Consider the following 23,187-nt stretch of genomic DNA (forward strand, 5'->3'; position numbering starts at 1 on the left):
CAGTCTGCGTCACTTTTCCTGCCGCCTAGGGCTCGTCCTGTAACTGCCGGCCACACGACGCGAGGCCTCCCCAGCGGCGTGAGCCGGGCGGGGCGCGGCCGGCTGAAGTCCTTGCGGGGTCGGCTCCCTGCTCCCCATCCCGGGCCAGGCGTGTCGATCGCCCGCGCCGCCCCGCCCCCCTTGGGGATCAGGCCCCAGTTTGACCGGAGGCCACCTCCGCTTTACTCTCGAATCCATACGGAGGCAGCATCCGTTTCGATGCGACCGCGTACAGACCGGAGACCGGGAGGGCCCATGAGTGCCGACGGACAGCGGGTGCGCAAGCCCCGTGCGGACGTCCAGCGCAACCGCGCGGCCCTGTTGGAAACGGCGCAGCGTCACTTCCTGCGGTACGGGGTCGGCACCTCCTTGGAGGCGGTGGCCAAGGACGCGGGCGTCGGTCCCGGCACCTTGTACCGGCACTTCCCCACCCGGGAAGCTCTACTGGCGGCCGTCTTGCAGACGCGCTCCGAGGAACTGGTGGCCCGCCAGGCGAACATCAGCCAACTCAGGGACGCCACCGAGGCATTGGAGCAGTGGCTGCGGGCGATGGAGGACTACTTCAGCGCCTTCAGCGGACTGCCGGAGCCGCTCATGGCTGCGGCCAGGGCGCAGGAGCCGGACAATCCGCTGACCGTTCCCTGCGACATCCTCATCACAGCCACCGACACATACGTGCGGGCCGCGCAGCTCGCAGGACACGTGCGCGCGTCGGTCAAGGGGTACGACCTGTTCCTCGCGGCCGTCTCCGTCGCCTGGATCAGGGGCACCGGCGCCACCGACGCAGAGTCCGTGGACCGACTCCGTGCACTCATCGCGAGCGGCTACCGCGAACGGGGCGACCGGGCGTAAGCCACCGGAGCCCCCTCCTGGGCTACCCGGACCCTCCTGGGCTCCCCGGCGACGGCCTCCGACCGGCGATCCCGCCACACGTTCATCACATCGCGCCGCCCCTGAGGGGTGGTGCAACCCTCAGAAGGACAAACCATGAAAATTACCGTTATAGGCGCAGGCGCCATCGGCGGAAACCTCGCCCGCAAGCTCAGCACGGCCGGCCACGACGTCCAGGTGGCGGACGCCCGGGGCCCCGCGGGGGTACCGGCCGACGTGCTGGCGTCCGGAGCCCGCGCGGCCGACCTCGGCGATGCCGTCCAGGACAGGGACGTCATCATCCTGTCCATCCCCTTCGGACGGGCGGCGGAACTGGCCGACCTGTTCGCCGGTGTCCCCGACGAGACCGTGGTCATCGACACCTCCAACTACTACCCCCACCTGAGCGGGAACATCGAAGCGGTGGACGACGGCCAGGTCGAAAGCCTGTGGAACGCCGGGCAGTTGGGCCGTCCCGTGGTCAAGGCGTGGAACGCCGCCCTGGCCGGCACCCAGCAGACCAAGGGCTCCGTGGCCGGAACCCCCGGTCGCATCGCCATCCCGGTCGCGGCCGACTCCGACGAGGCGCGGCGCGTGGCCATGCGGCTGGTGGACGACACCGGCTTCGACGCCCACGACGCCGGCGTACTGGCCGACTCCTGGCGCCAGCAACCGGGCACGCCCGCCTACTGCACCGAGCTCACCCTCGACGAGCTGGCACCCGCCCTGGCCGCGGCCGACCGGGCCGAAGCCCCGCGCACGCGGGATCGCCTGATGGCGCACTTCACCACCCTCACCTCCATACCCTCCCTGTCGGAGATCGTCGAGATGAACCGCTCCGCCCACCACTGACGCCCCCGGCCCCATGGCGAGGGCCGCCGATCGCGCGCGATCGGCGGCCCTCGTTCTCGTCCGTGCCTTACTGCGCGAGTTGCGGGTACAGCGCCGCGAGGTCCCCGGCCAGGCCTGCCTTGACCTGCCGGGAGACGTCGTCGGCAAGAACCTCGTGGGCGCCGGTCTCGATGCCGTCGAGGGCGAGGGCAGCTACGTCGCGGGGGTCGGCCTTGGGACCTTCGGCGCCCGCTGCCAGGTCGGTGTCGACGTAGCCCACGTGCAGACCGGTGACGGCTATGCCGCGCGGCTGCAGTTCCAGGCGCAGTGAGTTGCTCTGCGACCACAGTGCGGCCTTGGAGGCGCTGTAGGAGCCGCCGAGGGCCAGCCAGGACAGCACGGAGTGCACGTTGAGGATGTGGCCGCCGCCGTTGCGCTCGATGATCGGCGCGAAGGCGCGAGTGAGCAGCAGCGGGCCGTAGAAGTTCGTCTCGAACTCACGCCGCACGTCGTCGACCGGGGAGTCCAGGAAGGACGCGCCGACCGCGGCACCGGCGTTGTTGATCAGTACGGTGACGTCTTTCGCCTGTGCGGCGGCCGCGGCCACGGAAGCCGGGTCGGTGACCTCCAGGGCGACCGCCACTGCGTCCGGGTGCGTCACCGTGCGCGGGTCGCGGGCGGTGGCGTAGACCTTGCCGGCGCCGCGTGCGTACAGCTCCTCCACCAGGGCCTTGCCGATGCCGCGGCTGCCGCCGGTGACGAAGACGTGCGCGCCCTTGAGTGCGGTCATGACTATCTCCAAGCGATAGGATCGGTAAACCGTTCGGTTTCACCACGGTAAACCGATCGGTTTCCACACGCAAGCCCGCCAGACGGCGAGGACCACGCCCACACCGAAGACCTTCATGGTCAGAACGCCGCCTGACCTCTCCCCCTGACTACAAGTCGGGCTACTGCCTGGCCGTCCGCCCCGGCGGCGAAGACGTCCTGGACCCCGTACCGGGAGGACCGCAAGACCTGCATGGACACCGTGCCGTGCCCCCCTCAGGACAAGGAGGAGGTCCTCCTTTCGGGCCCTGCTCACCCCTCCGGGGACTCGTCCCGCCCACACGCACGGCGATCATGACGGCGGTGGTTCGCGTCCTCCTGGGCCAGTCGCCGCAGAAGCATGACGACCGGTTCGGAGAGCACCCCGAGGACCACCGCCCGCTCGGCGAGGGCGATGCGGTCCTCGATCCCTTCGAGCTGGGCGAAGTCCAGGTCGGCAGTGGCCGTGGCGAGCCGTGCATAGGGGAGGAGGTCCTCGGCTGTGTAGTCGGCGCCGAGGCGGCACAGCGCTGCGAGGCTTTCGGCGAGTGCCGGTCGGTGCGGTGACTCGCCGGAGATCTGCCAGCCCATGCTCTCGATGAGAGCCTCGACCCGTGCGGCGGTTCCGCCTGGCGCCTCCTCGTCGCCAGCGCCACTCGGTCCGTCGCCGTCCCGGCCGCCCTTTCCACTCTTGTCCGCGGAGGGCACGGGCAGGGCGTGGTGGACGACGCCCAGGGTCTCGAACGCGTCCAGCGGACGGTCTACGGCTTCGAGTACTTCACGAGCACGAGCCACGGACAGTCCGCCGAGTTGGATGAGGGAACGGATCAGACGCAGCCGCTGGACGTGCTCCTCGCCGTACTCGACCGCCGTGGGGTTCAGCGCGCGCCCCTCGGGGAGCAGCCCTTCCCGTCGGTAGTACTTGATGGTCGCCATCGGCACCCCGGACCGCTGACTGAGCTCTGAAATCCTCATGCGCTCCCTCACGCTCAACTGTCCCTCCAGTATCGCGTTACCAGGGGTTGCCCACCGATCTCGATAGTGCCACTATCGGGTACTCGGTAGTAACACTATCGAGCGCCTCTTCGGCGTGCCCGCTTCCTCCGTGATCGTGGACAACATGCTCCTGCGGAAGCCGCCTGCATCGCCGCGGCAGCACCCAGCCGTCGTTCTTCCCTGCCCCGGGCCCGGGCCAGTCAGTCCTGGGTCCGGTCGTCCCGTACGCCTCGACACGAAGGACCACACCATGTCCCAGAGAATCGGCAAGACCCACTGGAAGCGTTTCGCCGTCGGTGCCGTGCCGACGGTGGCCGCCACGGCGGCTGTTGCCGTCTCCATGGCCCAGGGCGCGCTGGCCGCTTCGTTCAGCATCTCCGGTTCCGACTTCCAGGTCTCGGCCGGCAAGTTGAGCGGCACCGGATTCGGCAACTACGCCACGGTGGACGTCGCCAAGAACGGCAAGCACGTGCCCGTTTCGGTCTCGTCCATCAAGAACGCGACGGTCACCGACATGTGTCAGTCCGTCCCGGTGGACATTCCCGTGCTCGGGACCTACACGATGACGCTCAAGGCCGGCGGGTCGGGCACGCCGGTCAAGGGCAAGGACCTGTACATCGACATGACCGACCTTGAGGCCAAGTCCGGCACCTTCAAGAACGTCGACATCGGCGTCGCCACCGGTTCCATGACCAAGGGTCAGGTGAACCCGAAGGACCACGTCGACCCCAACGGCTATGCCCAGCAGGCGGACTCGGTCGAGATCATCGACGCCCACCAGAAGGTCTGGGCCACCTCGGCCGGAACGTTCGAACTGCCGGGCCTGCACATGAACATCGCCGCCGGCCGCCACGACTGCTTCTGACCTTCGTCGCCGCCCCCGTCCCCAACCCCCGCCCCCTCGTCTCCAGCGCACTGAAGCGACCTGTGACGGCTCGGGGGCGGGGGCCCCTCCCCACAGACGCCATCCCCCCTCACACTTGGGAGCTGCCACATGACGAGTGCCGGTGTACCCGTGCGCCCCCACACCGACGGCGGACTCACCCGCGCTCGCCGGGACTTCCGGGCCTGGCGACGCACGCGCCCCTTCTGGGCGGGCCTGCTGGTGCTCCTTGCCGCCGCGCCCATCATCTACTTCCCGTACTTCAACCTCTCCCTGGGCGCCCTGTCCGTCGCGATGTCCACCACCGCGGGGGCCGGATCCCTGGTCATCGGCCTGACCCTGATCGTCCTCGGCGGACTCCTCTGGTTCCAGCCGATCATCAGGTTCTTCGCCGGCTGCGTCTCCGTCTTCCTCGGCGTGCTGTCGCTTCCCATCTCCAACTTCGGCGGATTCTTCCTCGGCACGCTGCTCGCGGCCACGGGCGGACTCCTGGCTCTGGCCTGGGGTCCGGTGGACGGGCTCCCGGAGAACATGTCCGACGGCGCCGAGCGGCCGTCGACCACCGTCACTCCGGAGGGAGGGCCGGGGAATGAGTGACCAGTCGCCCGACACTCGCGGCGAGACCGCGCAACGCCGCTCCACCCGGCCGCCGGGAGCCCGCCACGCGATCCCTCGTACGTCCGCATTGACGCGCCTGCGCCTGCCCATCGGCCGGGCCCTCGCCCTGACGGCGCTGCCGACCGCTCTGATCCTCGGGAGCCAACGACTGCCCGCGTCCGCCGACACGAGCGCGGCCGCGGCGCTGTCCGCTCCCGAGGCGGGTAGCGGCGGACCAGGAGCCGACGCTGTGGACTGCGACCTTCCCGGCGAGAAGTCAGCTCCCTCGGCGACGGCTTCGCCCAGGGCCACCACGACCACCGCCCGCCCTGCTCCGTCCGCTGATCCCAGCACGTCCGGCGCTCACCGAACCGGCGGGCCCGCCAAACCGTCGGAGCAAGCGGACGACGAGGGAGCGGCGTCGCCCCCCTCCCCGACCGTCACCCCCGCCCCCTCCCCCAGCCAGACCTCCGCCTCAGCAGGGCTTGCAGACATCCTCGCTCCCCTGGATCTCCTCCACGGCGACACCGAGCGGAAGAGTCCGGCACCGGACGCGACCCCCTCGCCGAACCCAGGTGTTGCAACACCGACACCGACACCGACGCCGGCATCGACGCCAAGGACCACAGCGCCCTCCGACCCACGACTGCCCACGACGCAGGCATCACCGTCACCCAGCCACCGGACCGCCGAGCCGTCGCCCGCGCCGAAGTCCCCCCGGGAGACCACCCGGTCGACCACAAATGAGGCCCCCCGCCCCTGCGACATCAGCGATCTCAAGGCGCCCGAGGACAAGAGTGCCGACCGGTTCTCCGCCGAGCCGTGGAAGATGAAGGGAAGTCGCGTCGCACTGCACGACCTGGTCTTCCACGGAGTGGTGACCGTGGATACGGCCGACGGACCCAAGCGGGTGCTCAAGTTCTCCGCAGGGTCGGTGACCATTCGCGACCTGAAGATGTCGGTACCCGTCGGCCCGCAGATCCAGCACATCGACGGAGCACCCGGCTCCACGTCCACGCTGCGAGGCGACGGCATCACCATGTACGTCGAAAGTCTGACGGGCACGCTCTCCAGCATCGAGAACCTCCCCACGCCGCCCGTCCTCCGCCTGCACCTCACCCCCGACACGGTGCCGGAGTGGCTCTACGACACGCTCGGCGACCTCGGCCTCAAGCTCCAACTCAGCCTGGACGACGCCGACATCGATCAGGCCGGCCAGACAGGCGGAAAGCTCGTCATCCCGGGGATCCACGGGTACGGCACGCCCCGGTGAAGCCCGCCGAGGAGCCGCGGCCGACCCGCCGTCCGGCCTCTTCTCCCCTGCAGTCGTGTTGTCGAGACCGGAGCAAGTCATGAATGGAATTCACCCCTTCCGCGTGCTGCGGGCGAAACCCCTGTGGATCGCCAACGCAGTCATCACGGGGGTCCTGGCGCTGCTGTTCTCCGTGCTCTATGTCGGCGCCAACATCGACCCGGCGGGCCATATGAAAAACCTGCCCGTCGGACTGGTCAACGCCGACCAGGGGGTCGACGCCGGTGGCCGGCACGTCAACCTTGGCGAGCAGATCACCAAGTCGATCAAGAAGTCCTCCGCGGGCGGAGGCAAGATCGACTGGAAGGTGATGGACGAGCGGAAGATGAAGGAGGAACTCGGCAAGGGCAAGCTGTACGGCGCGCTCGTCGTCCCCGCCGACTTCACCTCCTCCACCACCGCCCTGACCGGCACCACGACCACCGGGACCCCGGTGCGTCCGACACTGACGGTGCTGACCAACCAGTCGGCCGGCAGCCTGGGTTCCGGCCTGGCCCGGACGGCGACGACCCAGGCGGCCGAGAGCGCCTCACTCCGCATAGGCCAGGAACTGACCGCGCAGAGGGGCACCGGACAGGCGAAGCTGCCGGCCGCGGCGCGCGTCCTGCTCGCCGACCCGGCCGCCGTCACGGTGAAGGACGGGTATCCGCTCGACTCGCACAGCGGTCTCGGCCTGACGGCGTTCTACTACGCGCTCGTCCTGGTGGTGTGCGGCATGCTCTCCGCCAATGTGATCAGCGGCCAGGTCGACCACGCCCTCGGCTACACCCACAACGACATGGGCCCGCTGCGCCTGCACCGCCCACTGATCCGGGCGACCCGGGTGCAGACCCTCGCCATCGCCGGCACCCTCATGGCGGCCCTGTCCCTGCTGATGGGCACCCTGGTCATGGTCGGCGCGGTCGGCATCATGGGCATGGACGCCTCCCACCTGCCGCTCCTGTGGCTTTACTCGGTGACCGCCATCGCCGTCGCCGGGATCGGCGCGCTCACCCTCCTCGCCGTCTTCGGGACACCCGGCATGCTGCTCGTCACGCTGGTCTTCATCGCGATGGCGGTGCCGACGGCCGGCGCCACCACGCCGATCGAGGCGCTGCCCGGCTTCTACCGCTTCCTCGCGGAGTTCGAGCCGCTGCGGCAGATCACCGGCGGTATCCGCTCGATCCTCTACTACGACGCGCAGGGCGACGCGGGCCTGACCCGAGGCTGGATCATGATGGCCGTCGGCCTCGCGGCCGCCGCACTGTTCGGGTTCGGCGTGCTGGGCTGGTACGACCGCAAGGGACTGCACCGCATCCCCGCCGAGAAGAAGGCCGAGGCCGAGGAGACCGCCGTCCCGGCGTAGCGCAACGCCACCCACCCAGTGCAGGGCCATTGCTCGGAATGGCCCCCGGTGTGCGTATGCCCCGTGGGGACGGGACGTGCTCACACCTCTCACGGCTCGGCGACGGCCTCTCCCCCAAGGCCGTCGTCGAGCCGCTGTACGCGCACCGCGGAAACCGATCGGTTTTGATTCTGGCCGAATCGAGTTAACCTCGCGGTATGACCACCGAAACTAAGCCAAGTCCGCGAGAGCGGCTGCTGGAGGCGACGGCCACACTCAGCTACCGCGAAGGTGTCGGCATCGGCGTCGAGGCGCTGTGCAAGGCGGCGGGGGTGTCGAAGCGCTCCATGTACCAGCTGTTCGGGAGCAAGGACGAGCTGCTGGCGGCGAGCCTGGAGCAACGCGCTTCCGCCTACGTGGCGACGCTCCTGCCCGCGGCGGACGAGGCAGGTTCACCCCGCGAGCGGATCCTGCACGTCTTCGCACAGGTCGAGCTGCATGCGGGCGCACCCGAGTTCCGAGGCTGCCCGTACCTGGCCGTACAGATCGAGCTCAAGGACGAGGACCACCCTGCGAGCCGGGTGTCGCACCGGATCAAGGAGGGCCTGACGGCCTTTTTCCGCGCCGAGGCCGAACATGGCGGGGCGAGCGATCCCGACCTGCTCGCCCGGCAGCTCAGCCTGGTCTTCGACGGCGCCAGCGCCCGCGCGGGAATCGGAGCCGACCACCTGGGCGGACTCGTCTCCCCCACGGTGACCCTCCTGCTCGACGCGGCGGACGTGCACTGACATACCGCCGCGACCCGGCAGGCACAGCAAAGCCCAGGGGGCCCCGCCGACGGCCGATGCTTGAACTTGCACGGTGAAACCGATCGGTTTACATTTAGAGAAACCGATCAGTTTCCTCAACGAGTGCGGGAGTCCATGATGGCGACAAATCGACCGGTGGCCCTTGTGACGGGCGCGTCATCCGGCATCGGGAAGGCGGCGGCGCTCGCGTTGGTCGCAGCGGGTTTCGACGTGGTCGGCACCAGCCGCGACACCTCGCGCGTCTCCCCGCTCGGCGGAGTGACGTTCCTCGACCTCGACGTCGCCAGTGACACGTCGGCCACCGCCGCGGTCCAGCAGGTGATCGACCGGTTCGGGCAGATCGACGTCCTCGTCAACAACGCCGGCATGGGCGCGATCGGGGCCGTTGAGGAAAGCTCCGTGGCTCAGGCCCAGGGCATCTTCGACGTCAACGTCTTCGGTGTCATGCGGATGACGAAGGCCGTACTGCCCCACATGCGTGCTCAACGACGCGGCCGCGTCATCAACATCTCCTCCGTGGTCGGCTTCCTCCCCTCGCCCTACATGGCTGCCTACGCCGCCTCCAAGCATGCGATCGAGGGGTACTCCGAGTCCCTGGACCACGAGATCCGTGAGCACGGCGTCCGGTCGCTTCTGGTCGAACCCGCCTACACCAGCACCGGATTCGAGGCCAACAGCCCGCGACCCGACACGCCCCTGCAGGTCTACGCGGACCAGCGGCGCGCCTTCGACCGCGTGATGGAGACAGCGATCAGGGACGGCGACGATCCCGCCGTCGTCGCCAAGGTGATCGTCGCGGCAGCGACCGACTCGAAGCCGAAGCTGCGCTACACCGCCGGCCCCACGGCCGGACGCGCACGCGCGCTGCACCGCCTGGCTCCTGCCCGGGTCTTCGACAAGCAGATCCGCAAGCTCAACCGGCTGGCCGGCTGACACCTGCCCTGCACAGCGCAGCACTGTCAACGAAGCCTGCTGGTCAGCCCGTACGTGCCGGACGCCAGCCGGTAGGCGGCCCTGCCGCGCGCGTGCCCGACGAATCGGACCCCGTCCGCGCGGGCCGGCGGAGTCGTGCACACGGTGATCGACCGGGTCCGGCGGTCCCAACGGCTCATCAGACGGGCGGTTTCGGCCGGGTAGGCGAGGTGCTGGGCGTCCGGGTACCTGGTCTCGAAGGGGATCCGTTCGGTCCCGACCAGCCGGAGTCGTCGAACAGGGACGACGTCCAGCCCGGCAGTTCCTTGCGGGCGTCGTAGGTCTGGCCGTCGTAGATGTCGGCGGCCCGGTAGGGCCCGGTGTCGGTGGCCTTCCACGAGTCGTCCGGCCGGGTCACCACGGAGTGGGTCGGTGGCAGGCTACGACAACACCACCTTCGCCGCACTCGGCCCGATCTCCCTGACCAGCGTCGACCAGGCGGGCCGAGAGATCGGCCGGAACGCCGCCCGGCTCCTGCTGAAGCGGATCGCGGACCGCGCCTTCCCGTAGGCTTCACGGCCCGGCCGGGACCCGCTGCGAACCTTTTCCAATTCGCCAGGCACGTGCGGCTGTTGGCCTGCCAACGGGGGATGCCCCGCACGATCCCCCGCGCGATCCTGTGCACGCCGGTGACGCGGGGCGACTGACCTTCGTAGCGGCTGGGCGCGGAGCGCGTCAGGCTGTGCGGTACCGCATGCCACGGCATGTCGAGAATCCTGGCGCAATGATCACATCGGACTCTGATGGGAAAAGCATGCGAATCGTCGTCATCGGCGGAAGTGGGCACATCGGCACGTTCCTCGTTCCCCGGCTGGTGCGTGCCGGTCACGAGGTGATCAACATCAGCCGTGGCACCCGCACCGCCTACGCCGATGCTCCCGAGTGGCAGCAGGTGCACCAGGTCGTCGCCGACCGGGAGCGGGAGGACGCCGAGGGCACCTTCGGCGGCAGGGTGGCCGGGCTGACCGCGGACGTCGTCGTCGACCTGGTCTGTTTCACCCTGGACGCGGCCACGGCACTGGTGGAGCGTCTGCGCGGCGAGGTCGGACACCTGCTGCACTGCGGCACCCTGTGGCGCTACGGCCCCAGCCACAAGCTGCCGATCTCCGAGGACACGGGCACCGCGCCCATCGGGGAGTACGGCATCCAGAAGGACCTGATCGCACGGATGCTGAAGGAGGAGACCGCTTCCGGGGGCCTGGTGACCACCTCCCTGCATCCCGGGCACATCGTCGGTCCCGGCTGGCACCCGATCGGTCCGCTGGGAAACCTCGACCCCGCCGTCTGGTCCACGCTTTCGGCCGGGCAGCAGCTCCGGATCCCGGGCACCGGTGTCGAGTTGATGCACCACGTGCACGCCGATGATGTCGCGCAGGCCTTTGAGCGAGCGATCGAGCACCGGGACGCCGCGGCGGGAGAAGACTTCAACGTCGTCGCCCCGACCGCGCTGAATGTCCGCGGATTCGCCCACATCGCCGCCGGCTGGTTCGGACAGACCGCGTCCCTGGAACCGGTGACCTGGGACGAGCTGCGCCGCACCATGCCCCCGGAGCACGCCGAGGCAAGTTGGGACCACCTCCACCGCAGCCACTGCCTCACGATCGAGAAGGCCAAGGCCCTTCTCAGCTACGCACCGCGCTACGAACCGGAGACCGCTGTACTCGAGTCCGTCCGCTGGCTGATCGACCACGACGAGCTGAAGGTGGCGAGCCCGCTCATCGCCTGACGGGAAGCAGCGATCACGTCGGATCGCCGTCCTCGCGAAGCCGGCGGGGACGGCCGTGGCACAAGGCTCGGAACCGGGCACCGGGTTGGTGGGGTCGACGCGGGCGGGCCGCAACGCGCATGACTGGGCGTCAGCTGATCCGGTAACTCCCAGACGGAAAGCCCTCCCTGGCAGCCAACGCATACGCTCACGCATTGGGCGTGTCGCCGACCACGGCCACCCAGAGCCGCTTGGAGCCTGAAAGCATGACCGACCCGACTCAGGACCCCCGCTTCATCCAGGACCCCTACCCCACCTACGCGGCCATGCGGTCCAGTTGCCCGGTGCAGTTGGTGCCCGCCGGGTCCGGTGGGCGCCCCAGTTTCCTGGTCACCGGGTACGCGGAAGCGAGGGAAGCCCTCGGTGACGCTCGGTTGTCGAAGGACACGGCCGCCTTCTTCGCGGGCAAGGGGTCACGGCGTCGTCTGCACCCTGCGGTGGCGCACACCATGCTCGCCAACGACCCACCCCAGCACACCCGGCTGCGCAGGCTGGTGACCAAGGCGTTCACGACCGGGGCCGTCGCGAAGCTGCGTCCGTTCATTGCCCGGGTCACCGGTGAGCTGCTGGATCAGTGGCCCGTGGGCGAGCGGTTCGACTTCGTGGCCGGCCTGGCGGTGCCGCTGCCGGTCATCGTGATCTGTGAGCTGCTCGGAGTCCCGGAGACAGACCGGCCCGACGTCCAACGCTGGTCCGGAGAGCTGTTCGCGGCAGGCAAGCCCGACGTCATCGACGCGGCCTCGCACTCCATGGCCGACTACATGACAGGCCTCATCGCCGCCAAGCGCCTCGCCCCTGGTGACTCTCTCCTCGACCGGCTCATCTCGGCACGCGACGGAGACGACCATCTCAACGAGGAGGAACTCGTCTCGCTGGCGCTGCTACTGCTCGTGGCCGGGCACGAGACCACGACCAACTTCCTCGGCAACGCCGCCCTGGCTCTGCTCCAGCGCCCTGCCGAGCTGGAACGCCTCCGGAGGAATCCGGACGATGTCCCGGCCGTGCTGGACGAGTTGCTTCGCTTCGATTCCCCGGTCAGTACGGCCACCTTCCGGTACACCACGGAGGCCGTCACGCTCGGCGGTACCGATATCCCGGCCGGCGTCCCGGTGCTGGTCGCTCTCGGAGCCGCCAACCGCGACCCGGAGCGGTTCCCGTCGCCGGACGTGCTCGACTTGGACCGGGACGCCACCGCTCATCTCAGCTTCGGCCACGGCATCCACCGCTGCCTCGGCGCTCCCCTGGCCAAGGCCGAGGCGGAGATCGCCCTGCGAGCGGTGCTGATGCGGTTCCCCGCAATCCGTCTTGCCGCACCGCCTGATCGACTGGACTGGCGGTGCACCCGTCTCGTTCGCGGGCTCGCGTCGCTTCCTGTGTCGGTGTAGCCGGTCGGCGTGCCGAAGCCATGCTTGTGCACACTGGGCGAGCAGGAAGCGGGACGCCGGCTCGCGGAGATCCTGTTCCCGTGGAATGTCCGCCGTTACGCCGTCGTCCGCGACAGGAGGACTCCCGGAATGCCTCCTTCTGCCGGTCTCATCCCTGTGGGGTCGGCTCGGCGGTCGCGACGCCGGATCGCCGTACGCGCTCTCGCCGCTCTTCGAGTTGTCTGCGCAGTTCGTTGCGCAGGTCTGCGGGCAGACGCCCCGAGGACGCCCAGTCGACAAGGAGTTCGGCGACATGCCGTTCTTTGATGTGGGTGCGCGCGGACATGCCACGGATGACGTCCAGGGCCAGGGCCAAGGGGACCCCGCCCACGGTGGCGACGATGCGGCCGGCTTGGTCCAGGAGAGCGGGTGGACGCGCTCGATCGTCGGGTCTTTCGTTGTTCTTCTCACTCATCGGAGACCTGCCTACGAGATGGGGGACGTGCCGTTCTGCCTGCGCAGCGCGGCTGCGACCCCGCCGGCCGCGAGGCCGACGCCGGTCAGTGACAGGAGGCGGTGGCGGGCGATGGCGGCCTGCCAGGAACGGGCGTGGGATGAGTCGTCGAAGACGCCGTGAGCGCCGTGATCACTGCCCGGCGACTGGTCGACAGGCTTGAACAGGTTGCTCTCGCCGGTCGGCCGGCCGTCGGTCTGCTGGGATTCGAAGCCGGTGCGGGCCAGGTAGCGGTCGAGGAGAGCGGGGGCGATGCGGTTGGCCCAGATGGTCGCCACGGTGCTGGCTCCGACGAAGTACTGCTTGCGGCGCGGGTGGTCGGCGGCGTGCAGGACGCCCCGGGCGGCGACCTCGGGTTGGTAGATCGGCGGGACAGGGCTGGGGTGCCCGGGCAGAAGCGAGTGCACCCAGGAGAACTGAGATGTGTTGACCGCCGGCATCTGGACGATGGTGATGTGCACGTTGCTGCCGCGGTGGAGCAGCTCGGTGCGTACCGAAGAGGTGAAGCCGTTGATGGCGTGCTTGGCGCCGCAGTAGGCGGACTGCAGCGGGACGGCCCGCTCGCCCAGCGCGGAGCCCACCTGCACGATCGTGCCGCGATCGCGCGGCAGCATCCGCTTCAGTGCGGCCCGGGTGCCGTGGACGAACCCGTGATAGGTCACGTCGGTCACCCGCTGGTACTCCTCGGCCTTGATGTCGTCGAAGGGTGCGAACGCGCTGGTGAAGGCGCAGTTGATCCATACGTCGATGGGTCCGAAGGCTTCCTCGGCCGCGTCTGCGGCGGCCTCGACCTGACGCATGTCCGCGGTGTCGGCGACCTGCACGAGAGCGCGTCCGCCGAGTACCTCGACCTCGTCGGCGGCGGCCTGCAGACCGGCGCGTCCGCGGGCGACGAGGACGATGTTCGCGCCGCGCCCGGCGTAGAGGCGAGCGGTTGCCCTGCCGATCCCGGCGCTGGCGCCGGTGATGACAACATTCACGGCCATGTCGGTTCCTTCGTGCTAGCGCGTCTTGCGGGTGGACGGAGCCTCGGCGAGGCGGGCGGCGGTCTCCAGCAGCAGGGCGTGGACGAACGCCTGCGGCAGGTTGCCGCGCAGTTGGCGTTGGGCGATGTCGAACTCCTCCGCGTACAGGCCCGACGCTCCGCAGGCCGCACGGTTGCGTTCGAACCAGCGGTGCGCGGCGACCGCGTGGCCCTGCTGGTGTTCGGCGAGGGCCATGGCGAATCCGCAGAGCAGGAACGCGCCCTCGGCCTCCTCCAGAGGTCGGTCGTCGTGGCGGAACCGGTAGGCGAAGTGGTCCTGCGTCAACTCGCGGCGGCAGGCTTCCAGCGTGGCCCGGGTGCGTACGTCGTCGGGGGGCTGGGCTCCGCGTACGAGAGGGAGCAGCAGGGCGGCGTCCACGTCGGGGTCCTTGGGGGCGCGTTGCCAGTGGCCCTTGGGGTTTACGCAGGTCGCCGAGGTGGCGGCGAGCACGGTGTCGGCGAGCCGGGTGCAGGTGTCGGCGAGGGGGTGGCGTGGCGCCGCGCCGGCGATGGCCCGCAGACCGGCGACGCAGGTGAGCCGGCTGTGGGTCCACATCCGGTCGTCCAGTTCCCAGATGCCGGCGTCGGGTTGCTGCCGTCGTTCGGCGATGCCCCGTACGGCGATTTCGACGGCCTGCCAGGACGTTTCGTCGAGACGTCGGTGACGCTCGGCCGCGGCGAACAGAAGCAGGCTCTCGCCGAAGCAGTCGAGCTGGAACTGGTCGCGCACCCGGTTGCCGATGCGGTCGAATCCCCCTGGATAGCCGGGCAGGTCGAGCTCCTGCTGACGGGGGACGTAGGTGCCGTGCACGGTGTAGGCGGGAGACAGCCGCGGGCCGTCCGCGTGCAGCCGCTCGGTGACGAAGCGGACGGCGTGGTCGAGGAGTTCGGGGGCGCCGGCGGCGGCAGCGGCCTGCCCGGCGAAGCTCTGGTCCCGGATCCACACGTACCGGTAGTCGTAGTTGCGGCCCTCTTCGGCGCGCTCCGGCAGGCTGGTGGTGGCGGCCGCGACCATGCCGCCGCTGTGCGAGGTCAGCCCACGCAGTACGGCGTAGCAGCGGCGCGCGTCCACGGGAGCGATGGTGTTCTCGAGCGGAGGCACCGTGTGCCGCCACGCGGCTTCGGTGGCGGACCAGGTCCGAGCGGCCTGTGGCAGCTCGCGGGGCAGGGCAGACCCTGAGCATTCCAGGACGAGGTCGCGGCACTCGCCCTGCTCGAGTTCGATATCGGCGACGAGCCCCCGTTCACCGGGGACAGCGGACGGCGCTCCCTGCCAGCGCAGGTGGTGAGCGCCACTGCGCAGCTCCCACACGCCGTCGTCGCGCAGGCGGGCGGAGGACAGTGGCTCGTGTCCGTATCCGCCGCGCGGGTCGAGTACGACGGTCATGCGGGCCGGTCCCTCGACGGCATGCAGCTGCCGCAGCAGGACGAGGCGGCCCGGGTCGCCGGGGAAGGCCAGCGCCTCGCGGCACTCCACGATGCCGGCGACGGTGATCCAGCGGCTGCGCCAGATGAGGGTGCCGTCCTCGTAGTAGCCGCCGAAGACGCGTGTGTCGCGCGGGGTGATGGCATAGGCACCCTGCCCGCCGATGAGGGAGGCGAAGACCGCGTCGTCGTGCCAGGCCGGCGCGCACAGCCAGCCGATGGCGCCGTCCGGTCCGATCAGCGCGCCTCGCTCCCCGTCGGCCAGCAGCGCGTAGTCGTGCAGCGCGTGGGGCGGGAAGGATGTGTTCATGGGTGCCGGTCTCCTGTTCAGCTCACCCGGTACGGCTGTGCGCGTTCGGCGTGCAGCGTCAGGCCGAGGCCGGGCTCGCCGCCGCTGCCGGGGGTGACGCTGCCGCCGCCGGGGTCGAGGACGCCGTCGAACAGGATGCGTTCGATGCGGACGTGGTCGTGGAACCACTCCAGGTGGCGCAGGTTGGGCACCGCCGCGGCGGCGTGGGCGTGGGCGTGCGGGGCGCAGTGACCCGAGATCTCAAGGCCGCGGGCCTGGGCGAGGGCGGCGGCGCGCAGCCAGACGGTGATGCCGCCGCAGCGGGTGACGTCCGCCTGCAGGCAGTCCACCGCACCGGCGGCGAGCATGTGCTCGAAGTACGGCAGGGTGTATCCGTACTCGCCGGCCGTGACGTCCATCGTGACGTGGTCGCGGATGCGGGCGAGGGTGTCGAGATGGTCGGAGGAGACGGGTTCCTCGAACCAGGTCACGCCCGCGTCTGCCAGTGCGCCGGCGACGCGGACGGCCTGCTTGGCGCTGTAGGCGCCGTTGGCGTCCACGTACAGGGCGGTCGTGTCGCCGACGCTCGCGCGGGCCTCGGTGACGCGCCGCCGGTCACGCTCCTCGCACCGGCCCCACGACTCACCGATCTTGATCTTGACCCGTGGGATGCCCTCCCCTTCCACCCAGTCGCGCAGTTGCCGATCCTGGCGAGCGGCGTCGTAGGTGGTGAACCCGCCGCTTCCGTAGACCGGCACGTCGTCTCGGGCGGCGCCCAGCAGGTCGACAAGTGGCAGACCCAGCAGGCGGGCCTTCAAGTCCCACAGGGCGATGTCCACGGCGGCGATCGCCTGCGCGGCGACGCCGGGGAGCCCGGCGTTGCGTACGGCGCGGTGCATGGCCTCGTTGAGACGCGGCACGTCGAAGGCGAGGCCACCGACGACGACGCCGGCGAGTACGTCGTCGATGATCCGTGCCGCGGCCGCCGGCGCGTAGGTGTACCCGATACCGGCGACCGGGCCGCACCGCACGGTGGCGAGCACCAGGGTGGTGCTGTTCCAGCTCAGGGTGCCGTCCGCCTCCGGCGCGTCGGTGGGCACCGTGTAGACGGCCGTGTCCAGCCGCTCCACGGTCTCCTTGGCCGTCACGGTGCCTCGTCGGCTCCGGGCCGGTCCTCGCGGTGGCGGCGACCGGGCAGCATTTCCTGGACCTTCGCCTTGAAGCCCTGGCGGACCATGGCGGCGCGGTCGCTGTCGCCCTTGAGGACGGAGGCCGCCGCCGCTTCGATCTGGTCGAAGGACGCGTGCGGCGGAATGGGCGGCACCGCGGGGTCGGTGCGGAAGTCGAGGACGAAGGGCCGGTCGGATGTCAGAGCCGCCTCCCAGGCGCTCTGCACGTCTTGCGGCTTCTCCACCCGCATCCCGCCCAGACCCAGCGAACGCGCGAAGTCGGCGTAGGCCACGTCGGGCAGCGACTGCGAGGGCAGGAACTGGGGGGCGCCGGACATGGCGCGCATCTCCCAGGTGACCTGGTTGAGGTCCTGGTTGTTGAGGACGGCCACCACCAGGCGCGGATCTTCCCACTGCTCCCAGTACTTGGCGATCGTGATCAGCTCGGCGAGACCGTTCATCTGCATCGCCCCGTCGCCCACGAGTGCGATCGCCGGGCGGTCGCCGTGCGCGAACTTGGCGCCGATCACGTAGGGAACGCCGGGTCCCATGGTGGCGAGCGTGCCGGACAGTGAGCCGCGCATGCCGCCGCGCAGCCGCAGATGGCGGGCGTACCAGTTGGCGGCGGAGCCGGAGTCGGCGGCCAGGATGACGTTCTCGGGCAGCAGAGCGTTGAGGGTGTGGGCCACGTACTCGGGATTGATGGGGTCGGCGTCCACCGCGGCGCGCCGCTCCATGACCTCCCACCAGCGAGCGGTGTTCTTCTCGATCTTCTTGCGCCAGCCGTCGTCCTTGGCCGGCCGCAGATGCGGCAGCAGCCGGCGCAGCGTCTCCCCGGCATCGCCTACGAGGTTGATCTCGAAGGGATAGCGCAGACCGACCATGTGCGGGTCGATGTCGATCTGCACGGCGCGCGCCTGACCGAACGCGGGCAGGAACTGGGTGTAGGGGAAGCTGGATCCGATGACCAGCAGGGTGTCGCAGTCCTGCATCAGCTCGTACGACGGCCGGGTGCCGAGGAGGCCGATGGCACCGGTGACGTAGGGGAGGTCGTCGTCGAGGACGTCCTTGCCGAGGAGTGCCTTGGCGACGCCGGCGCCCAGGCGGTCGGCGATCTCCATGACCTCCTGGCGGGCTCCGCGGGCGCCCTGGCCGACGAGGACGGCGACCTTCTCGCCGGCGTTCAGGAGCTCGGCGGCGCGTTCGATGTCGGGCTCGGCGGGGATGGGAGCGTACTGCGACATGCCCAGGCTGGAAGGCACCATCTTGAAGGCGTGCTCCGGCGCCGAGTAGTCGAGTTCCTGCACGTCGGCCGGGATGATGACGGCCGTGACCGAGCGGCGGGCCATGGCCGTGCGCATCGCCCGGTCGAGCACGTTGGGCAGCTGTTCGGGGACGGTGACCATCTCGCAGAAGTCGGAGGCCACGTCCTTGTAGAGGCTCAGCAGGTCGACCTCCTGCTGGTAGGAGCCGCCCATCGCGCTGCGGTTTGTCTGCCCGACGATCGCGACGACGGGCACGTGGTCGAGTTTGGCGTCGTACAGGCCGTTGAGGAGGTGGATGGCACCGGGGCCGGAGGTGGCGGCGCACACGCCGACCCTGCCGGAGAACTTCGCGTAGCCGACCGCTTCGAAGGCCGCCATCTCCTCGTGCCGGGCCTGCACGAACTGGGGCTTGTTGTCAGCCCGGCCCCAGGCGGCGAGCAGCCCGTTGATGCCGTCGCCGGGGTAGGCGAAGACGTGCTCGACCTCCCATGCGCGCAGACGCTCGAGGATGTGGTCGGAAACCTTCATGGACATCGTGGTGACCTTTCCGGTGGGGCACGTGTCGGATGGTTGTCGGCTACGCGCGGCGGCGCAGGCGGTGCGCGGCACCGCGGCCGGCCACTGCGGCAGCCGCGGTCGCCAGGGCCGCGGCGCCTGCGGTGATCGCCCAGCGGGCCGCGCGGGAGGGCTCGGCCGGGCGCCGCGCGAGGCGTTCGGGATGTTCGGTGGGCAGGTTCCCGTCGAGGCCCAGGGCCAGCACCTCGGCCAGGTGCAGCGCCCGGCGGCCGGTGTCGCCCTGCTCGATCTGGGTGCGGCAGCTGAAGCCGTCCGCGAGCAGCAGGCTGCCGGGGGCCGCCGCGCGGACGGCGGGCAGCACTCCCTGCTCCGCGACGGCCATGGAGACCTCGTGGTGGCCGCGTTCGAAACCGAAGTTGCCGGCCAGCCCGCAGCAGCCCTCGTCCAGGACGTCGGCGTCGAGGTGGGCGCGGCGCATCAGTTCGCGATCGGCGTCGTCCTTCATGATCGCGTGCTGGTGGCAGTGGGTCTGCACGACGGCCTGCCGGGCCAGTGCGGGCGGCTGCCAGCCCTCGGGCGCGTGCTGCACCAGGTGTTCGGCGAAGGTGCGGAACTGTCCGGACAGGCGCTGCGCGTCCTGGTCGTCCGGCATCAGTTCGGGCGCGTCGGCGCGGAACACGGCGGTACAGGAGGGTTCGAGGCCGATGACCGGGGTGCCTGCCTCGATGTACGGCCGCAGGATGCCGAGTGTGCGCCGCAGGACCTTCTTCGCGATGTCCAGTTGCCCGGTGGAGATCCACGTCAGGCCGCAGCACACGGCTTCCGTGGGCACGGTGACGCGGAAGCCGGCGTCCTCCAGGACACGCACCGCCGAGATCGCGATCGACGGATGGAAGTAGGTGCTGAACGTGTCGGGCCACAGCACCACTGTGCGTGAGCCGGCGGGATCCGGCTCGTCAACGGAACGGGCCCGCCACCACTGCAGGAACGACTGCGGTGCGAACACCGGCGCCTGGCGGGCGCCGTCGACACCGGCCACCCATTTGCCGGCCCTGGCCAGCCCCGGCGCTCGGAGCACGCTGTTGACCAGCGACGGGGCGACTCGGGAAAGCCGGGCCCACACCGGCAGCCAGCCCATGGAGTAGTGCGCCGCGGGGCGTACGCGGCCGTCGTAGTGGTGGGCGAGGAACTCGGCCTTGTACGTCGCCATGTCCACGCCCGTCGGACAGTCCGACTTGCAGCCCTTGCACGCCAGGCACAGGTCGAGGGCGTCACGGACCTCGGTCGAACGCCAGCCGTCGGTGACCGCGGAGTCCGCGTGGCCGTCGAGCATCTCGAACAACAGCCGGGCCCGCCCGCGCGTGGAGTGCTCCTCCTCCTTCGTGGCGCGGTAGGACGGGCACATCACGCCGCCCTGATGGCCACGGCAGTTGCCGATGCCCACGCAGCGCATCACCGCGCGGGTGAAGGAGTGGTCGTCCTGCGGATACCCGAAGTGCGTGTCGGAGCTGACCGGCCGCCACTCGGGACCGAGCCGCAACTGCCCGTCGACCGGGTTGGGGTCGACGACCTTGCCCGGATTCATCAGGTGGTCCGGGTCGAAGAGGGCCTTCACCTCGCCGAAGGCGGTCACCAGCCGCTCCCCGAACATACGGGTGAGCAGCGCACCGCGGGACTGGCCGTCCCCGTGCTCGCCGGACAGGGAGCCGCCGTAGGACGCCACGAGGTCGGCGGCGCGCTCCACGAAGCGGCGGAAGTCGGCGACGCCCTCGGCGGTCTTCAGCCCGAAGGGGATGCGCGTGTGCACGCAGCCCTGTCCGAAGTGCCCGTACAGCGACGGGTGACCGTAGCCGAACTCGTCGAACAGCTTCTTCAGGTCGCGCAGATAGTCGCCCAGCCGCTCCGGCGGGACGGCGGAGTCCTCCCAGCCCTCCCACGTCTCCCGGTCGTCCGGCGGACGCGCGGTCACTCCGAGCCCGGCCTCGCGGGCCCTGAGCATCTTCTGCTCGCGCTCGGGATCGTCGGAGAAGGCCACCGTGGCCTCCTTCTCGTCGCGTCCCAGGGCGCGCAGCAGCGCATGCGCCTGTTCGTCGACGTCGTTCTGGCTCTCGCCGACGAACTGCAGCATCAGCCAGCTGTCGCCGTCCGGAAGGGCGTCGAGGGAGTCGAGGTAGGCGTGCTCCTCGCGCATGAGCTGCGCCATCCGGCCGTCGAGGGCCTCCAGTTGTCCGGGTGAGCAGTGCCGCAGCAGCTCGGGTACGTCGTCGGCGGCGTGGCAGATGTCGTCGTACCCGAGCACCAGCAGCGACTGGTACGGCGGCACCGGCACCAGGTCGAGTTCGGCGCGCAGCACCGTCACCAGGGTGCCCTCGCTGCCGACCAGGGCCTTTGCCAGGTCGAAGCCGTTCTCCGGCAGCAGCGAGTCCAGGTTGTAGCCGGACACCCTGCGTGGGATCTTCGGGAAGCCCTGCCGGATGTCCGCCAGGTACTCGGTGACGATCCGGTCCAGTCCGTCATGGATCTCGGCCCGGCGGCCGCCCTCCGCGACGATCCGGCTGCGTTCCTCGTTGGACACCGGCCCCACCCACATGCGGAGGCCGTCGTAGGTGAGGATTTCCAGGCGTCGCACGCTGTCCACGGTCTTGCCGTACGCCTGCGCCGAAGCCCCGCACGAGTTGTTGCCGATCATGCCGCCCAGCGCGCAGTGACTGTGCGTGGACGGCTTCGGCCCGAACTGCAGCCGGTGATCGGACAGCTGCCGGTTGAGCTCGTCCAGCACGATCCCGGGCTCCACCACACAGGTGCGTGCATCGGGATCCACCGACACCAGCGCGTGACAGTACTTGGTCCAGTCGATTACCACGGCCGTGTTCGTCGCCTGCCCGGCCAGGCTGGTTCCCCCGCCCCGGGACAGCACCGGCGCCCTGAAGCGCGCACACACCTCCACCGCCCGTACGCCGGCGTCCACGCTGCGCGGAACGACCACACCCAGCGGCAGCTGACGGTAGTTGGAGCCGTCCGTGGCATACGCCCCCCTGCTGCCCGCGTCGAAGCGGACCTCACCGTCGACCGCGTCGCGCAGCGCGGCCTCCAGTGCCACCATGTCGACCGACTCGTTCAGCCCACCGGCCGAGCCGCGGGTCTTGTGTCGCGATGTACGAGTCATCGAGAAACCGTCCCTCTGGTTCGTCCCGTGAACGAGGCGGGAGCATGGAGTGGAACCCCTCGGAGAGCCTCCGGCCTACGCGTACCCACCCTTGCATTGTGCAAGGGTGTTTTTCGGAAGGTATTTCAGTCGGGCATCGGATCTCGTAGCGGCCGCAAACCCAGGTCTCGACGATTATCGTCAGCTTCGGACATATCGTCAGCTTCAGACACTAGGAGGCACCCGAGACCACCGCGAGCCGGGAACCCTCGGCAGTCGCCGAGACAGCGAGCACCGCTTCACGCGAGAGCGGACGCGTGACCCTCGCGTGCCCGCCCTCCGGATCGCGGTCCTCTAAGAAGTCATCTCATTTGGTTCGGTAGGCTCTCGGTCGTGGTTTCGATCGTTGAGCGGCTGGTGCCGGATGAGTTGTGGGAGCTGTTCCAGCGGGTGGTCCCGGAGGCTCCGTCGCGGCCTCAGGGTGGCGGTCGGCGTCGGCATGGTGACCGGGAGGTTCTGGCTGCGATCGTGTTCGTGGCCACGTCGGGCTGCACGTGGCAGCAGTTGCCGTCCGCGTCGTTCGGCCCGTCGGGGGCGACCGCTCACCGGCGCTTTGCCGAGTGGTCGAAGGCCAGGGTGTGGGCCAAGCTCCATCGCCTGGTCCTTGACGAGCTCGGCGCCCGCGGCGAGTTGGACTGGTCCCGCTGCGCGATCGACTCGGTGAACATGCGGGCCCTGAAAAGGGGGATCTGACAGGTCCGAATCCTGTAGACCGGGGCAAATACGGGTCGAAGATCCACCTGGTCACCGAGCGGACCGGTCTGCCCCTGTCCGTCGGAATCTCGGGGGCGAACCTCCACGACAGCCAGGCGCTGATCCCGTTGGTGAAGGGCATACCGCCGATCCGCTCTCGTCGGGGACGTCGGCGGCGCAGGCCGGCAAAGCTCCATGCCGACAAGGGATACGACTACGACTACCTGCGGCGATGGTTACGCGGGCGCGGCATCCGGCACCGCATCGCCCGCAAGGGCATGGAGTCCTCGACCCGTCTGGGCCTGCACCGCTGGACCGTAGAGCGCACGATGTCCTGGCTCGCCGGATGTCGCCGACTGCACCGCCGCTACGAGCGCAAAGCCGAGCACTTCCTGGCCTTCACCAGCATCGCCTGCACCCTCATCTGCTACCGCAGACTCACCAAATGAGATGACGTCTAAAGCGTGTTGCAGAAGGTCCTGACCTGCCCGGACACGACCTTCTGCAACACGCTTTAG

19 protein-coding genes and 2 pseudogenes are annotated in these 23,187 nt (G+C 69.8%); 12 read left to right on the forward strand and 9 right to left on the reverse strand.

The genetic code is table 11. The features are described from left to right. Positions 1-294 precede the first annotated feature (294 nt). Complete coding sequence (locus ABZS97_RS35165) at positions 295-891, forward strand: TetR/AcrR family transcriptional regulator (RefSeq protein WP_356144551.1); 597 nt, start codon at positions 295-297, stop codon at positions 889-891. Positions 892-1,026: 135 nt separating this feature from the next. After that, on the forward strand, positions 1,027-1,761 hold the full coding sequence (locus tag ABZS97_RS35170) for an NAD(P)-binding domain-containing protein (RefSeq protein ID WP_356144553.1): 735 nt from the start codon (positions 1,027-1,029) through the stop codon (positions 1,759-1,761). 67 nt (positions 1,762-1,828) lie between these two features. Here ABZS97_RS35170 and ABZS97_RS35175 read toward each other — a convergent pair whose 3' ends face one another. Both ABZS97_RS35175 and ABZS97_RS35180 read right to left on the reverse strand, forming a co-directional pair. Then, on the reverse strand, positions 1,829-2,530 hold the full coding sequence (locus ABZS97_RS35175) for an SDR family oxidoreductase (RefSeq protein WP_356144555.1): 702 nt from the start codon (positions 2,528-2,530) through the stop codon (positions 1,829-1,831). A gap of 290 nt (positions 2,531-2,820) precedes the next feature. Beyond that, the gene (locus ABZS97_RS35180) at positions 2,821-3,522 is read right to left on the reverse strand and encodes a MerR family transcriptional regulator (RefSeq protein ID WP_356144557.1); all 702 of its coding nucleotides are present in this window, start codon (positions 3,520-3,522) and stop codon (positions 2,821-2,823) included. Between the two features lie 271 nt (positions 3,523-3,793). On the opposite strand from ABZS97_RS35180, the gene ABZS97_RS35185 reads away from it, so the two are divergent. The 6 genes from ABZS97_RS35185 (at position 3,794) to ABZS97_RS35210 (ending at position 9,401) form a co-directional block, all read left to right on the forward strand. Continuing rightward, a complete protein-coding gene (locus ABZS97_RS35185; protein ID WP_356144559.1) occupies positions 3,794-4,408 on the forward strand; it encodes a DUF6230 family protein in 615 nt (204 codons plus the stop codon). 129 nt (positions 4,409-4,537) lie between these two features. Beyond that, positions 4,538-5,023 (forward strand): DUF6114 domain-containing protein, encoded by a 486-nt coding sequence (locus tag ABZS97_RS35190; RefSeq protein ID WP_356144561.1) that lies wholly within the window; start codon positions 4,538-4,540, stop codon positions 5,021-5,023. Between the two features lie 829 nt (positions 5,024-5,852). Further along, positions 5,853-6,296, forward strand: a complete 444-nt coding sequence (locus tag ABZS97_RS35195) for a hypothetical protein (protein ID WP_356144563.1) — start codon at positions 5,853-5,855, stop codon at positions 6,294-6,296. Positions 6,297-6,375: 79 nt separating this feature from the next. Beyond that, entirely contained in the window at positions 6,376-7,680 is a 1,305-nt protein-coding gene (locus ABZS97_RS35200) for a DUF3533 domain-containing protein (protein WP_356144566.1), read from the forward strand. A 197-nt stretch (positions 7,681-7,877) separates the two neighbouring features. After that, a complete protein-coding gene (locus ABZS97_RS35205; RefSeq protein ID WP_356144568.1) occupies positions 7,878-8,447 on the forward strand; it encodes a TetR/AcrR family transcriptional regulator in 570 nt (189 codons plus the stop codon). A 138-nt stretch (positions 8,448-8,585) separates the two neighbouring features. Beyond that, a complete protein-coding gene (locus ABZS97_RS35210) occupies positions 8,586-9,401 on the forward strand; it encodes an oxidoreductase (RefSeq protein WP_356144570.1) in 816 nt (271 codons plus the stop codon). Positions 9,402-9,535: 134 nt separating this feature from the next. On the opposite strand, the pseudogene ABZS97_RS35215 reads toward ABZS97_RS35210, so the two are convergent. After that, positions 9,536-9,804 (reverse strand): annotated as a pseudogene (locus ABZS97_RS35215) (alpha-L-rhamnosidase N-terminal domain-containing protein); the annotation flags it as partial. Positions 9,805-9,809: 5 nt separating this feature from the next. Here ABZS97_RS35215 and ABZS97_RS35220 point away from each other — a divergent pair. The 3 genes and pseudogenes from ABZS97_RS35220 to ABZS97_RS35230 all read left to right on the forward strand — a co-directional run. After that, a pseudogene (locus tag ABZS97_RS35220) lies at positions 9,810-9,938 on the forward strand (substrate-binding domain-containing protein); the annotation flags it as partial. A gap of 256 nt (positions 9,939-10,194) precedes the next feature. Continuing rightward, positions 10,195-11,166 (forward strand): NAD(P)-dependent oxidoreductase, encoded by a 972-nt coding sequence (locus ABZS97_RS35225; protein WP_356144572.1) that lies wholly within the window; start codon positions 10,195-10,197, stop codon positions 11,164-11,166. A gap of 245 nt (positions 11,167-11,411) precedes the next feature. Next, positions 11,412-12,590 (forward strand): cytochrome P450, encoded by a 1,179-nt coding sequence (locus ABZS97_RS35230; RefSeq protein ID WP_356144574.1) that lies wholly within the window; start codon positions 11,412-11,414, stop codon positions 12,588-12,590. Positions 12,591-12,738: 148 nt separating this feature from the next. Here ABZS97_RS35230 and ABZS97_RS35235 read toward each other — a convergent pair whose 3' ends face one another. From ABZS97_RS35235 to ABZS97_RS35260, 6 genes are read right to left on the reverse strand one after another with little or no spacing between them, the layout of a single operon-like run. Then, positions 12,739-13,044 carry a hypothetical protein gene (locus ABZS97_RS35235; RefSeq protein WP_356144576.1) on the reverse strand — a complete coding sequence of 102 codons (306 nt, stop codon included), beginning with the start codon at positions 13,042-13,044 and terminating at the stop codon, positions 12,739-12,741. An 11-nt stretch (positions 13,045-13,055) separates the two neighbouring features. Then, positions 13,056-14,069: an SDR family oxidoreductase gene (locus tag ABZS97_RS35240; RefSeq protein ID WP_356144578.1), complete on the reverse strand. Its 1,014-nt coding sequence runs from the start codon at positions 14,067-14,069 to the stop codon at positions 13,056-13,058. A gap of 15 nt (positions 14,070-14,084) precedes the next feature. Next, positions 14,085-15,842 carry a glycoside hydrolase family 15 protein gene (locus ABZS97_RS35245; RefSeq protein WP_356144580.1) on the reverse strand — a complete coding sequence of 586 codons (1,758 nt, stop codon included), beginning with the start codon at positions 15,840-15,842 and terminating at the stop codon, positions 14,085-14,087. Positions 15,843-15,859: 17 nt separating this feature from the next. Further along, positions 15,860-16,969 (reverse strand): enolase C-terminal domain-like protein, encoded by a 1,110-nt coding sequence (locus ABZS97_RS35250; RefSeq protein WP_356144582.1) that lies wholly within the window; start codon positions 16,967-16,969, stop codon positions 15,860-15,862. Then, positions 16,966-18,789: a thiamine pyrophosphate-requiring protein gene (locus tag ABZS97_RS35255; protein ID WP_356144585.1), complete on the reverse strand. Its 1,824-nt coding sequence runs from the start codon at positions 18,787-18,789 to the stop codon at positions 16,966-16,968. The genes ABZS97_RS35250 and ABZS97_RS35255 overlap by 4 nt, the downstream gene beginning before the upstream one ends. A gap of 43 nt (positions 18,790-18,832) precedes the next feature. Beyond that, positions 18,833-21,874, reverse strand: coding sequence for an FAD-linked oxidase C-terminal domain-containing protein (locus ABZS97_RS35260; protein WP_356144587.1), 3,042 nt, complete (start codon positions 21,872-21,874; stop codon positions 18,833-18,835). Positions 21,875-22,318: 444 nt separating this feature from the next. Between ABZS97_RS35260 and ABZS97_RS35265 the strand changes: the two genes are divergently transcribed. Continuing rightward, positions 22,319-23,118 (forward strand): IS5 family transposase gene (locus tag ABZS97_RS35265; RefSeq protein ID WP_356144589.1). Its coding sequence is split into 2 segments (ribosomal slippage): positions 22,319-22,654 and positions 22,657-23,118, totalling 798 coding nucleotides; the frame shifts between segments, so codons are not numbered across the junction. Positions 23,119-23,187: the final 69 nt, after the last annotated feature.

This window comes from Streptomyces sp. NPDC005485 (assembly GCF_040606085.1).
GTDB lineage: Bacteria > Actinomycetota > Actinomycetes > Streptomycetales > Streptomycetaceae > Streptomyces.